Here is a 14,125-nt window from a genome sequence, read left to right as displayed (position 1 = left end):
ATGTACGAAAAATATATAACTATTACAGCAAAACATGGTATTCATACCCGTCCTGCAGCATTACTTGTTAAAGCCGCTAAATCATTCAATTGCGATGTCATCGTTGAGTGCAATGGCAAGCAAGCAAGCGCTAAGAGCTTGTTTAAATTACAAACTTTAGGGCTCTATCAAGGTGTTGAAGTAAAGGTCTTTGCTACAGGAAAGCAAGCACAGGAAGCTGTAGAAAGTGTATTAACGCTTTTAAAAACATTAAGCTGATTATATCTCAATATATCATTTTAAATATTCGATATGTTCAATTACAAAGGTGTGTCATGTCATTAGCTGGAGTAGCTGTTTCATCTGGAGTTGCATTTGGCCAAGCCGTTCATTTAATTGAGCAAGATTGCTCGGTTGATTTTCATTTACTGCCCAAAAGTGAAATCAAGCCTGAAAAACAACGACTAACTCAAGCCGTTAAAGAACTGATTAGTATTTTAGAGACTGGTCAAAACGGTCTTGAAATCGACAGCGAGAATTTTCAGCTCATCGATGCTGATATTTTATTGCTGCAAGATGAAGATCTGCTTAACGACATGCTTATTGCGATTGAAAATCAGCGTTTTTCAGCTTCCCTTGCCGTAGATCGAATTTTTGATTTTCAAGCTTCTGAAATTGAAGCATTAAACGATCCCATTTTGGCAAGTCGGGCTTATGACATTCGCTGCCTATCTAACCGTCTCATTGCCTCAATTAATGGCACCCTTACATGGGATTTATCTCACCTTCGACAAGCCAGTATTTTATTCGCAAAAGACATAACCCCAGCCGAATTTGCGATGCTGCCGCAACAGAATATATCAGGCATAATTTTAGAGACCGGTGGATTAACTAGCCATACCGCCATTCTCGCGAGAGCCGCAGGAATTCCAGCCTTATTTAATTGCTCTTATCAGGAATTATCAATTAGAAACGGACAAACTGTAATTTTAGATGCCATTAGCGGTGTGCTTCACGCTAAACCATCTCAAGAATTACAATCCGCCTTAAGATTAAAACAATTAAACGAGTCAGAACGACTTCAACAATTATTAACGTTTAAGGATAAAGAAGCCATCACACAAGATGGGCATAAAGTTGCTTTATATGCCAATGTGGGGAACCTCAGTGAAATAACTCGTACTACTGAACTTGGCGCACAGGGAGTCGGATTATTTCGTACAGAATTCATGTTAATGAATGCAACCGAGTACCCCAACGAACAAAACCAATTTTTACTTTATTGTGATGCTCTACATGTTCTTGATGGTTGTCCCCTAACAATCCGAACCTTAGACATCGGCGCTGACAAAGACTTACCTTTCGAACATCACGCTCATGAAGAAAACCCAGCGCTTGGCATCCGAGGGTGTAGATACACACTCGCACATCCTGAATTATTGAAACCTCAATTGAAAGCGGCACTTCGTGCTGCAAATCATGGTTCAATTCGATTAATGTTCCCCATGATCAATCAAATCGAAGAGCTAGACTCGATTCTTCAAGAAATTGAAATATGTAAGCAAGAGCTTGTGTCTGAAGAAGTTGGCTTTGGCGATTTTGAAATTGGATTGATGATAGAAACACCGGCGGCTGTCATGAATATTAATTCATTATTACCACACTTAGACTTTGTTAGTATAGGAACCAATGACTTAACTCAATATACAATGGCAGCAGATAGAGGAAATCCACAATTGACAAAAGCGTTTCCTTCATTATCGCCAGCTATTCTTAATCTAATAAAAATGACAATAACAGCTGCGAAAGTTTTCGATGTTAAAGTGTCGCTTTGCGGTGAGCTTGCCAGCGATAAAAGAGCCGTAGCTGTTCTAGTTGGCATGGGGTTGGAAGAATTAAGTATTAATTTATCTTCATTGCTTGAAATCAAGTCTACTATTTGTGACGGCAATTATAATAACTGGCAAACATTAGCCAATAGTGCACTCAAAACATCCAGAGTCAGTGAGTTGCACGAGCTTGTATGTAATTAAACTATCAATAGGGAAAGAATATTGTGAGAGGCAGTTAATGAGACTCTTAGGTCAACTTAAAAAACATATATTGGGAAAAAAGAGTCAACCACAAGGTGTTGCAATTTATGCTCCTGTATCTGGCGAAATTGTTGATATAGAGAAGGTACCTGATATCGTATTTGCAGAAAAAATCGTTGGTGATGGCATAGCCATATCACCTGAAGGTAATACGATACATGCTCCAATTACAGGAACCATTGGAAAAATTTTCGAAACCAACCACGCTTTCAGTATTGAGTCGGAGTCAGGGCTTGAGTTATTTGTTCATTTTGGTATTGGCACCGTCGAACTTCAAGGTAATGGTTTCGCGCGTCTTGCAGAAGAAGGACAATTTGTGAGCGCGGGAGACTCAATTTTAACTTTTGATTTAGCATACATAAATGGGCAAGTTGAAAGCACGCTAACACCTGTCGTATTAGCTAATATGGAAGACATAAACAACATTATAAAATCAAAAGGTAAAGTGACAGCGGGCAAGGATATTATTTTTTCAGTCACCATGTGAAGTCATGGTGGCTAGCGAAAACTCTTCTCGAGCTGGTTTATTTAAAGATAATATTTCTATATCATTTTTTGATAATCCCATTTCAATATTTTCATGTAAATCTAATAATACGTCCCGATTAGTGTCAAAATAACAGTTAACATCGTTCCGAATTCGTTATTTGTCATGCTACTATCTCAGTATCTTCATACTATTGAATAAAAATTAAATGAAACTATACGGCATAAAAAACTGCGATACCGTTCGAAGAGCTCGAAAGTGGTTAGAATCTAATAAGATCAATTATTCTTTTCATGATCTGAGAGAAGATGGTCTTACAGAAGCAATGTTGCAAGAATGGGCTGATTTGACATCTTGGGAGTTGTTGTTCAATAAACGTAGCACAAGCTTTCGCTCATTAACAGAGACACAAAAGTCAAATATTATCCAGTCTAAAGCTATTTCATTAATGGTTGAACATCCTACCTTAGTGAAACGACCAATCCTTATCAATAATAAACAGCTCCACATCGGCTTTAAACCTGCACAATATCAAGAATTATTCATTAAATGAGTACCCTATGAACCATCCTGTAATTCCTTTAGCTCAAGATTTAATTTCACGCCCATCCGTTACTCCTGCTGATGAAGGTTGCCAAGCTTTAATGGCAAAACGACTTGAAAAACTTGGTTTTACCATTGAATCTATGATCTTTGAAGACACAACTAATATGTGGGCTCGGCGTGGTACTGAAGGCCCAGTATTTTGTTTTGCAGGACATACCGATGTTGTTCCAACGGGTGATATTGCACAATGGCATACTCCGCCATTTGATCCAGTTATTATTGATGGGTATCTACACGGACGTGGCGCGGCAGACATGAAAGGCTCTCTTGCCGCCATGATAACAGCGACCGAAAGCTTTATTTCTGATAACCCTAACCATAAAGGGTCAATTGCGTTTTTAATCACAAGTGACGAAGAAGGACCTTTTATCAACGGTACCACTCGCGTCATAGATACGCTTGAAGCTCGAAACGAAAAAATTACTTGGGCGCTCGTTGGTGAACCCTCTTCGACAAACAAGCTAGGTGACATTGTTAAAAATGGTCGTCGTGGAAGCCTTACAGGTAATCTTGTTGTTAAAGGCATTCAAGGACATGTCGCATACCCTCATCTTGCAGATAACCCAATTCACCGAGTCTCTCCTGCATTAGCTGAGCTGTCACAAATGACTTGGGATAATGGTAATGAGTTTTTTCCTCCAACTAGTTTTCAAATTGCAAACATTAACGGTGGAACAGGCGCTTCAAATGTCATTCCGGGTGACGTCAAATTAATGTTTAACTTCCGCTACTCAACAGAAGTAACAGCTGACGAACTCGTCAAACGTGTATTAAATATTCTTGACGCTCATGGTCTAGATTATGGGATTAATTGGGTATACAACGGGCTTCCATTTTTAACAGACAAAGGCCCTTTACTCGATGCAACAAAACAAGCAATAGTAAAAGTCACAGGTTATGAAACAGAACCACAAACGACTGGCGGGACGTCTGATGGTCGCTTCATTGCACCAACAGGTGCAGAAGTCATTGAGCTTGGGCCAGTCAATGCGACTATCCATAAAATTAACGAATGTGTAAAAGTTGATGACTTAATCAAATTGTCCGATTGTTATCAGCAGATTTTAACTAATTTATTAAGTGAAGAAGCTTAAAAGAGAAATATATTAGAAAATTTCTAGCATTATGGATAGACCAGCTATGAGTTAATCCCTGTTATAATCGATTTCAATTAGTTAGCATTTTTAAAACCTTACGAGGCACTATGAAAATACTCAAACCTCTTTTTGACCAGAACCGCCAGTGGGCAGAACAAATAAAAAACGAAAAGCCACAGTTCTTTGAGGAATTAGCGACTCAACAAGCTCCTGAATATCTTTGGATTGGTTGTTCAGACAGCCGTGTTCCATCTAATCAGATTATTGGTTTGATGCCGGGTGAAGTATTTGTACACCGTAATATCGCAAACATGGTTGTTCATAGCGATATCAATTGCTTGTCGGTCATTCAATATGCTGTAGAAGTCCTAAAAGTAAAACACATTATGGTTGTTGGTCATTACGGCTGCGGTGGCGTTCGAGCATCAATGGATGCCGAAAGTGAACGCATTGGCTTAATTGATCATTGGCTCGATCATTTAAGAGTCATTTATAAAAGTCATTCTACAGAATTAAATCAACTAGATGACGACGAAAAGTTCAACCGTCTTTGTGAACTAAATGTTATTGAACAAGTTGCCAATGTCGTTGACTCAACCATCATCCAGCATGCTTGGAAACGCGGTCAAAACGTTTCGGTTCATGGCTGGATATACAGTATCGAAAATGGTCTCTTAAATGACCTTGATGTAACTGTTGATAAACATACTGCTGTTTCTGGCGAATAAAAAGGTAGCAGGCAAAAAAACTTAGGCTAAATCAAAGCGCAATGATCATTATCAAATGTTATGATCACTGTGCTTTGATAGTTTTTAGGGTTATAAAATGAATTTCACACTGATTATTCCTGCTCGATATGGCTCCACTCGATTTCCCGGTAAACCACTCGCTCAGATTGCAGGTAAGCCCATGATTCAGCATGTTTACGAACGTGCATCTCTTGCGAAGGGGCTTTCTCAAATTTTTGTCGCAACTGATGACCAACGTATTCAATCAGTCGTCGAAGACTTTGGCGGAAAAGTAGTGATGACAAGTTCTGACGCGGCAACCGGTACTGACAGAATCAATGAGGCAATTAAAAGCTTAGGTCTGCCTGATGATGAAATCATCATTAACCTACAAGGTGATCAACCTTTGGTTGACCCTATATCAATTGAGCAGCTGATTAACTTATTTGAACGTCATCCTAGTGAATTTGAAATGGCAACATTGGCATATCAAATTACTAATGACAGCGATATAGACGACCCAATGCAGGTAAAAGTTGTATTTGATAATGATCATCATGCACTTTACTTTTCCCGTTCACGTATACCATTTGGCCGTGATACCAACGATTATCCTGTTTATAAACATATTGGTATGTATGCTTATAACAGCCGCTTCATTCAAGAGTTTGCAAAACTTCCCTACGGAAAATTAGAGCAGCTTGAAAACCTTGAACAGCTTAGAGCATTAGAACACGGACATAAAATAAAGATTGCCATTAGTGCGTTTAATTCTCAGGAAGTGGATACACCTGACGATGTTCGAAAATGTGAACAACGATTATCTGTCGATTAATTAATAGCAAATAAGTGTTATGGTATTCGTCATCGTAACACTTAATTAAAGAGTTTTATTCATGACGACATTCGAAGTTTGGATTATCATCATACTGGTTGTGGGCGTTGTGTTCAGTAACTTAGCGGTTTTAAAATATAGCGCTAAGTTTAAGCTACCGCCCTTTAAATCTCCTTCCAACCTCAAAAAGAATAAGAAAGATCCAAAATCCAAATTAGGCGGCTTTGATCAACCATAAAACCAATAACAAACACCTATTGCAGCAGCGATTCCTGCAAAATCGGCAAATAAACCACATGCTAATGCATGTCGACCATTCCTGATCCCTGCGGCACCAAAGTAAACAGCCAATACGTAGAATGTTGTTTCTGTGCTTCCGTTTATGATTGAGGATAACCTACCTGCAAATGAATCAGCGCCATAATGTTCCATGGTTTCAATCATTATTGCTCTCGCACCTGATCCACTAAACGGCTTCATAATTGCTGTTGGTAATGCATCCACAAATCGAGTATCAAAGCCCAAAAAATTCACCACTGAAGCAATAAGGTGCAGGAACGACTCCATTGCGCCAGATCCACGAAGTAAGCCTATTGCAATAAGCATGGCCAGTAAGAATGGAATCAATCTTACTGCTTGTGCAAAACCTTCTTTTGCTCCTTCTACAAACTCATCATAAACCGCAACGCCTTTATGTCCGGCCATTAATATAAAACTGAATATTAAACTCAGTAAAATACCATTGCCCAATAAAGTAGATACCGATCCGATTGCTTCTGCGCCTAATGTAGATAAATAAGCAACAAGGGCCATGATACTGCCAAGGATCAATGCACCGTAACCAAGTATCACGCTATTTAGCAGTGAGATTCTTTGCACAATCGAGACCACAAGTAATCCCGCAATTGTTGAGGCGCAAGTCGCTAATAAAATAGGAAGAAAAACGTCTGCGGGTTGTGCTGCCCCCTGTTGTGCTCGATACAAAAACACTGTCACAGGAATCAAAGTAATTGAAGATGTATTCAGTACTAAAAATAAAATTTGTGCATTTGTCGCGACATGCTTTTCGGGGTTAAGCGATTGAAGATCTTGCATCGCTTTTAAGCCTAAAGGTGTCGCGGCATTATCTAAACCCAAAATATTTGCTGTTAGATTCATGGTAACGCTACCAAACGCAGGATGCCCTCGAGGTACATCAGGCATAAGTTTAGCAAGTAAAGGTTCTGTAGCGCGTGCAATTAAAGCGACCATACCCGCTTTCTCACCGACACGCATTAGTCCCATCCAAAGCGCCAATACCCCGATTAACCCTAACGATATTTGTGCCGCTTGTTTGGCACTATTAAATAAAGCATCAACTGAAGCACTCAATACTTGTGTGTCACCGACAATCACTTTGAAAACAATTACAACGAAAGCGATGACGAAAAGATACCACCAAACACGATTCAGCACAGGCTGTCCCAATTTAAATTCGAATTTTTAGTTTGTCAGGATAAACTCATCCTTTCAATAACTATAAACTATTAGGGGCTGTTTATCTTTCAGGATTAAATTTTGTGCTATTTGAGCGTTTATCTGTTCAAGGCGTAAGCCGTGAAGCTTAGTCATCTAAGTAAACGGGTTACAACACAGAACAGTGAACGCTCAAAAGCATCTAAGACAGCGTAAATTGGTCATTTCTACTGCGTTATCGCTTGCTTATTTGGAAACGAAGTAACGACAGTTTTGTATGTCGATAATAACCAAACCGCACAAGCTCTGTCTTGTATAAAACGACCAATTTATCGCTGCAAAAATTATCACGAAAGATAAACAACCCCTAGTCAAAGAGCAAGTTTATAAATTGATACTCGTAAAGATTCCATACATCAAAATTGGATTACTACTCACAGGGATTCTAGCATCTTTATCATTGAATCAAGTTCTTTAAGGTTCCTTTCAATTTGATTACATCGTTCGCATAAAGCTTTAAGATCCTGCTCTTCTTTATACTTACTTTGGACTAGTTCGTCTTCAATTTCCTTTTTTATTTTGCTTTCTAGCTGTCTTAAATCCGAAGGATCCATATGGCAATCTAATATTTCTATTTGTTCTAATTCTCGTTCAATGAGTTGAGCGTGCTCTACACGCTCAACCTGATCATCTCTCCTCTCAGTAGGCACTTTTATTTTAATCTCATCAATCTTCACACTAAATTTTTCGTAGTCCACAGTCCCAATTTTTAATTTTAAGATCTGTTCTTCCGGCTCTATTAATACGTACGAACTGGCCATGCCATCAATTTTTTCTGCTTCGGACAGAGCCCTAAAAGAAGCGCTTTTCAAAAGAGGTTTTATAGTGCCGTCATCATAATATTCATATTTATTACTATCCGCTAAATTCACGAATGCATCATTCGTATTATTGACAACTCTATTAAAAACATAATGTTCAAGAAAGTCTGACGTGCAGCCTTTCGGAGATGAATCAAAAAAGCGTACCAGATCAGTAACAGGACCTTGCTCTTTGATAACTTTTACCTTGACATCAAGGCCAATTCGGTTCACTTTAGCTTTATATTTCCATTTCATCATGCCAGATTTTACTACAATTTCTATTTCTTCATCCTTCAACTCCGTTTTATGTAGACGTTCAATAGTTTCAAAAGATTCTGTTGAAACTAATACTCTATCCTCAAGTAATATATAAGCCATTAAGTACCTACCTTAACCAAAAATGACGAACAAATTCGAATCTTCATCAGCCGACTCTCGTTAGAAATCATTAATAACTGCATGTAATTAAGGATAAATATATCAATCAATTAATAGTGCCGTTGTTAAATTTACTTAACGTAAGATTAACCAAGATATTAAGCTGACCATTAAGTAGAATAGACTACTGGCTTCGCTATCGGGTAGTGGGCTAAAGCAGTGAATTGATCTATCATGGTTACACTCTAGTTTCATTTATTTTAGAGAATATCATGCGTCACTCTGTAGATGTTCAATGCCCTCACTGTCAAAGTACTTCAATATCAAAGTACTTCAATATCAAAAGCAGGAAAATGATCCAAGAACAAAACCTAACGTAGATAAAGTTTACCCGTTTACTTTAGTTGCTAATGTGTCATCTGAACGTTAGATCAGTTCCTTATAAATAATGATCATCGTTAATGTGGTCGAATATCATTCATACGGTGTAGATAGGAATGCTCATAGCTATCTATTATTTAAAAAGTCTATCTAATTGTACATAATATGGATAGACATCTTCATTAACACTTGGATCCTTCCCTTCTGCACTTGCCGCTGCTTCAACGTATACAGAAAACGGTTTTGGAGTTCCCGCCAAGAAATCAACAATACTAAGCATTGCATATCCAACATTCCCCGATTGAGACCTAATTTTACCCGCAACCATGTGTGGCTTTGCTCCTACGTGAGTACAAAAAATCTCAATCACTGCCGTGTATTTATTAATAAAGCTTAATAAATACTTAAAGTTTTCATCTCTAGATGCCCAAATATTTTTATATCTGCTTTTCAATATTTGAAGATCGTTCCATTCAGGTAGACTCAAAGTAGGTTGATTTTTAGTTAAAGTTGCCTGAGGAGCAACTTGCATTGTAGATTGATTAAAAGATGGAGAAACATGTACGCTGATATTTGTTGGTGCAGCTGCTGGCTGTTGCGATACCGAAGAAGGCACAACACTTACTGTAGGAGCCTGCTGTAGAGTTAGCTTTTCAGCTTTAAGCTCCAAATTCTCAGATTCTTTTGTACTCAAGAGTCCTAGTAATTTCACTAGCTGCTCGTCTTTGTCAATAGAGTGTTTACTTAGACATTCATAAGCTAATTGAGAATCTGAGAGTTTGTCCTTATAAGATGCAAATTCAGCTTTAGAATGTTTAAGCTGCTGCTGTAATTGCCCAACTTGATGAGAAAGCTGACTGTTGTGTCCTTTTAACTGAGACAATTCAGACTGCAAACTTGCTACTTGAACATTTTTTCTATTAAGATCTTCTGTATGAGGATGCTTCAGTAGCCCAACTAAATTGGCCAATTCACCTTTCTGTCCTTTTTTATCAATCATAGCCAGCGCAGCACTCAAGTGCTTCAACTCAGCTTCCGGTGATTGTAACCATAAATCAAAACATTCTGAAAATAAATTTACTCTATCCGTAGGTTCAACTTTCCCTATATCTTTAATCCCTGCTTTACTCTGTATTTTAGTTTTTTGTGTTTCAGTTACACTCCCGCCAAACATCTTTCCAATGGCAGATTTAACTTCCCCCTTGCTTAATTGTGCAACTCCAGATTCAATCCTGTGCATGAAAGCACTTTTCTTAACATCCTCTTTCTTAGCTTTATTTAGATCAAACTCAAAGTGACTAACTTCTTGAAATTCTGAAGTTACAGTGGCTTCAGATTTAATAAACTGATCTTGCTGCTGTAGTTGTGACTGCCCGACATGCTGAAGTGAAGCTTGAAAAGGAGTCGCTGGAGGATAACCTTGTCTTGAAGAGGATGAAAGCGGATGCAAGGCTCTAAGTGGCTGCTCAACTTGATGTTGAGAGTATAAAGTTTGTACACCATCTCCAACGATATTATTGTGATTTGGATACCCTCCTGCAACGGCTGGATTATAAGGGAAAACCGCAACAGGATCTGGTGGAGGAACTTGATTACAATCATAGTGAACCTGTGCCTCCTTACTATTCGAAAACGAACAGTGTGAAGTATGATTTTGCTCTCTGTCATTAAGAACTGGAGCTGTTGGGATATTAAAATTATAAGGTGGTGGTGGTGGTGTAACTTGAAATGAATCTTCCATAACGCCTCCAGAGCTAGTGAGTTTGAATTATATTTAACTTTGCAACGCCTCATATAATAGTCTCTTAACTATTGATAAAATCTGAACAAAAAGCAGATAACCTCAAGGCAGAGTTTGTGAGGTTTAGTTATTATCGACATACAAAACTGTCATTACTTCGTTTCCAAATAAGAAAACGATAACGCAGCACCTTTTATTTAGAAAGAGCGACCAATTTACGCTCTCTCTTTTTTCGATGCTTTTGAGCATTCACTGTTCTGTGTTGTGACCAGCTCACTTAGATGGCTAAGCATCACTGCTCACGCCTTGAACAAGATAAATGCTCAAATAGCACAAAATTTAATCCTGAAAGATCAACAGCCCCTTCTATGAGGACATCTTTGTCAAGCCCTTCAGTTTTTAATTTATTTCATTCAGTTTCTCTGGTTAAAAGTGTTGCTCAGGTTTTGTTGTGTCAGCTTAATGGCTAACCACCTTCTATCCGTTCTGACTTTAGTCAGTCACCTTAAATTGCATGCGCATTATCACGCCTAACCTGAATAATGATACTAACTCTTCTAGAAAAACGATTTAGCCTTGCTTATCAAGGGGCTGTACAGTTAGCATCGAACAACGCTTTACTACATTTTACTCTTTACTTGGTTATTTTGATTAAAGTGACATCGTTGCACCTGATGGCACTTCTCCATGCTCTAAATACTTCCACAGTTTGATAAGAAGTTTACGTGCCATAGCAACAATGCCGATGCGTCTCATTCGTTTACTGCCATGAGCGAAACGCTGTTCGAACCATAAACTCAATTCTGATTTGGGTTGATACCGTAACCAAAACCAACTGAGTTCAACCATAATCTTTCGTATTCGTCGATTACCTGACTTGCAAATGCCTTGCTCTCTTTGACTGTCACCACTATCGTAAGGCGTTGGTGTCATTCCTGCACAAGCTCCCACTTGTTTAGCGTTTTTAAATTCTCGCCAATGGAAAAACTCTGTTACTAATACCCAGCTCGATTGCCAGCCTACGCCTTTAAGCTGCATGAGCTGATTAATTTTTTGCGATGCGTCATCACAGTCATCAAGAACACGTTGTTTTTGTAATTTCTCAATTGCTTTAATTTGCTTGTCGACAATTTCATGCCTATCAAGTTCTCGCTCTATTTCCGTCACTAAATCTGTCGGTAAAGGCTTATTGAGAACCGCCGTCTTAAGTTGATTAACTTTCCCCTTTAGTTTAGAGATATTTTCCACGCTGATACCATGCAAACACAGAAGTGACTTAATTCGTGCGCTGTGACTGCCACGCTCTTTTACTAATCGTTCTCGCTCTCGGTTAATTCGTCGCTTATCTTCAGCTTCTACATTTGGAACATTGATGATATTTAAAGCTTCTTGCTCTCCAGAGTGATAACGCATCAGTAAGCGGAGCAAAGCAATCACATCAACTCTATCGGTTTTGACTTTCTTCTGTTTTCGGCTGACTTCAATACTGGCTGAGTCAATCACATGATTTTCGATGCCGTCTTTAATTAACGCTCTGTGTATCCAGAATCCGTCTCTACCTGCTTCGTAACAGCTAATGACTTTGCAGTTTTCAACGCAGAATAGCTTTTCTTTTGCTAAGGCTATTTCATGATGTAGGGCTTTCCAGTCTCGGGAATCAATCGTTTTGACTCTCTTTTTTTCACCATTTGAAAAGCCAAGCTTCCAAGTTTTACTGCTAAGTTCAAAAGCAATGTACAAATTAACAAATTTTGCGTTATCTTTTACTTGAAGGACGGTGCTCATAATATTCCCCTTGTGTTGTGGTAACTAAAGGGTAGTTGAGTTACTGTCCTTCATAGTTTCTAGAGTCCCGTTCGGGCAATGAGTCATGGAATGCCGTAATTAAGCTATCTAAAGCTCAATGGCACTAACTTAAGAATTACTTCTGATATACCTTAAGCCTACGTGCTTGCTTTCTTGAATGTTGTAACCTTGGTGTCGGTTTCGGTCGCCTTTTCTTTGCTCTCGGTTCTTTTCTCCCTGGGCGATTGCCAACGATATGCTCGCCGATAATATCTGCTATCACATCCAATAAAGTGTCAATGATCCCTTCGGTGGCTTGCAAAAGTAATATATGAAAATCTTGTAATGCGTCATGTGCGGCTTTAAAACTTGCCTCTCTAGGCGATATTCCTTTTTTTTTCTGCCGCTCGGCACATAAGTGCCCTTATCATGTTGTAAACTAACAAATGAACATCAATTTCCTTACGCACCATATCTGGACTACCACACCTTAAAATATCCATTTTCATCATGGTCTTGATTGACCTAAAATCCAACTCGATATGCCATCGTGAAACGTATAAATCAATAATATCTTGCTTCGGATAGACTTCTTTATCCGTGAGCGTGGTAACAATGATACGTTTCTTTGTTCCTACCATTCTGACGATAAGCTCTTCTGGCACTTGAGCGTAATCCTCTGGGGTCATCCATTCTGGACAGGATGGACGAATTAGCTTAAATAAACCATCTCGCTTACCCAGCTTTTCTTCACAGGTTCTGAAATCGACATTTCTGGCTCCGTTTTTTTCGAAAACAGCATCAACGCCTAACCCCATTAGTCCTACAAGAACAAAGTAGTTTTCGAAATTAGCATCTCCCAGCACAATGTCACCTTGTTTCAAGTCTAACTGCATACTTCTTAATAGTGCCTGCTCGCCAGTACCTTTCCCTTTACAAGGTGAAACAGCCGAGTCAATGACTGCACCGCTACCCAAAGAAATTAACACTAAAATCCGCAGCTGAGGAAAGCCCAGCCCTTCTTTTTGTGATTTAGGTTGAGGGAATTGGGCTTGGTTCTCGTGCGTATCAGGCATAGATAGTGTTGAGCCGTCAGTTAATAGCACTCTACGGCCATGCCATAAGTATTTCCCTTGAATCGCTTCATCTAAGTTTTTTCCTGATTTCTTCAATAGCGATTTAATTGACTCTGGAGATAAACGTTTTCTTGCTTTGCAGTAGGGACCTGTAATTGTGCTGTTTTTCTCTCGACCTATAGCAATTTGATCTCTAGCGTCACTGATTAGTGTGCAACGACAAGACTTGTTTTCACTGGCAACTTGCTTCATGAAAAGCGAAAGAGTGTGGCAAGCGGGATATTTGCGTACTCTTTGAGTATTATCTTTTTGAAAATCTTCTAAATCTTGCAGAGTGAGAATTGAAGAAAGTTCATCTTCTTCCGTTTGAGCAAAGCGACGTAACAATTCTGGGGCATCATTGAAGAATTGGCGAGTTGTAGTATTCATGGCGTGACACTAGAAAAACCTTAATCTGTATGATTTACTCTCTATTGTTCAATTAGTAAGCCTTCAGCTAAATCTTAAGTTAGTGCCATTGATCTAAAGCTGCATTTGGATCATTGGCACAGACTGAATCGTAGCAACCAGCGCTTCTACTTGTAGGCGTTCAACCTAAAAAGTGTGCTCGCTAGTATCAAG

13 protein-coding genes and 1 pseudogene are annotated in these 14,125 nt (G+C 38.9%); 8 read left to right on the top strand and 6 right to left on the bottom strand.

The window, feature by feature from the left end:
- From E2I05_RS09795 to E2I05_RS22765, 8 genes and pseudogenes are all read left to right on the top strand, one after another.
- Positions 1-258: an HPr family phosphocarrier protein gene (locus tag E2I05_RS09795; protein WP_121854615.1), complete on the top strand. Its 258-nt coding sequence runs from the start codon at positions 1-3 to the stop codon at positions 256-258.
- A gap of 56 nt (positions 259-314) precedes the next feature.
- Complete coding sequence (ptsP, locus tag E2I05_RS09790) at positions 315-2,012, top strand: phosphoenolpyruvate--protein phosphotransferase (RefSeq protein ID WP_121854616.1); 1,698 nt, start codon at positions 315-317, stop codon at positions 2,010-2,012.
- 37 nt (positions 2,013-2,049) lie between these two features.
- Complete coding sequence (gene crr, locus E2I05_RS09785) at positions 2,050-2,559, top strand: PTS glucose transporter subunit IIA (RefSeq protein ID WP_121854617.1); 510 nt, start codon at positions 2,050-2,052, stop codon at positions 2,557-2,559.
- A 208-nt stretch (positions 2,560-2,767) separates the two neighbouring features.
- Positions 2,768-3,112, top strand: coding sequence for an ArsC family reductase (locus E2I05_RS09780; RefSeq protein WP_121854618.1), 345 nt, complete (start codon positions 2,768-2,770; stop codon positions 3,110-3,112).
- A 7-nt stretch (positions 3,113-3,119) separates the two neighbouring features.
- Positions 3,120-4,259: a succinyl-diaminopimelate desuccinylase gene (gene dapE / locus E2I05_RS09775; protein WP_121854619.1), complete on the top strand. Its 1,140-nt coding sequence runs from the start codon at positions 3,120-3,122 to the stop codon at positions 4,257-4,259.
- A gap of 110 nt (positions 4,260-4,369) precedes the next feature.
- Positions 4,370-4,990: a carbonate dehydratase gene (can, locus tag E2I05_RS09770; RefSeq protein WP_121854620.1), complete on the top strand. Its 621-nt coding sequence runs from the start codon at positions 4,370-4,372 to the stop codon at positions 4,988-4,990.
- A 97-nt stretch (positions 4,991-5,087) separates the two neighbouring features.
- Entirely contained in the window at positions 5,088-5,825 is a 738-nt protein-coding gene (kdsB, locus tag E2I05_RS09765; RefSeq protein ID WP_121854621.1) for a 3-deoxy-manno-octulosonate cytidylyltransferase, read from the top strand.
- 61 nt (positions 5,826-5,886) lie between these two features.
- Positions 5,887-6,033: pseudogene (locus E2I05_RS22765) on the top strand (DUF2897 family protein); the annotation flags it as partial.
- 20 nt (positions 6,034-6,053) lie between these two features.
- On the opposite strand, the gene E2I05_RS09755 reads toward E2I05_RS22765, so the two are convergent.
- From E2I05_RS09755 to E2I05_RS09730, 6 genes are all read right to left on the bottom strand, one after another.
- Complete coding sequence (locus tag E2I05_RS09755; protein ID WP_121854623.1) at positions 6,054-7,280, bottom strand: nucleoside recognition domain-containing protein; 1,227 nt, start codon at positions 7,278-7,280, stop codon at positions 6,054-6,056.
- Between the two features lie 434 nt (positions 7,281-7,714).
- A complete protein-coding gene (locus tag E2I05_RS09750) occupies positions 7,715-8,521 on the bottom strand; it encodes a hypothetical protein (protein ID WP_121854624.1) in 807 nt (268 codons plus the stop codon).
- A 514-nt stretch (positions 8,522-9,035) separates the two neighbouring features.
- A complete protein-coding gene (locus E2I05_RS09745) occupies positions 9,036-10,643 on the bottom strand; it encodes a hypothetical protein (protein WP_121854625.1) in 1,608 nt (535 codons plus the stop codon).
- Positions 10,644-11,294: 651 nt separating this feature from the next.
- On the bottom strand, positions 11,295-12,428 hold the full coding sequence (locus tag E2I05_RS09740; protein ID WP_133309449.1) for an IS110 family RNA-guided transposase: 1,134 nt from the start codon (positions 12,426-12,428) through the stop codon (positions 11,295-11,297).
- Between the two features lie 136 nt (positions 12,429-12,564).
- Complete coding sequence (locus E2I05_RS09735) at positions 12,565-12,750, bottom strand: hypothetical protein (protein ID WP_133309406.1); 186 nt, start codon at positions 12,748-12,750, stop codon at positions 12,565-12,567.
- 55 nt (positions 12,751-12,805) lie between these two features.
- On the bottom strand, positions 12,806-13,933 hold the full coding sequence (locus tag E2I05_RS09730) for an IS4 family transposase (protein ID WP_133309609.1): 1,128 nt from the start codon (positions 13,931-13,933) through the stop codon (positions 12,806-12,808).
- Between the last annotated feature and the right edge of the window lie 192 nt (positions 13,934-14,125).

Origin of the sequence: Parashewanella spongiae (genome assembly GCF_004358345.1) — a bacterium.
Taxonomy (GTDB): Bacteria; Pseudomonadota; Gammaproteobacteria; order Enterobacterales; family Shewanellaceae; genus Parashewanella; species Parashewanella spongiae.
The sequence above is the reverse complement of the archived record's forward strand: the minus strand, read 5'-3'. Positions and strand labels throughout refer to the sequence as shown.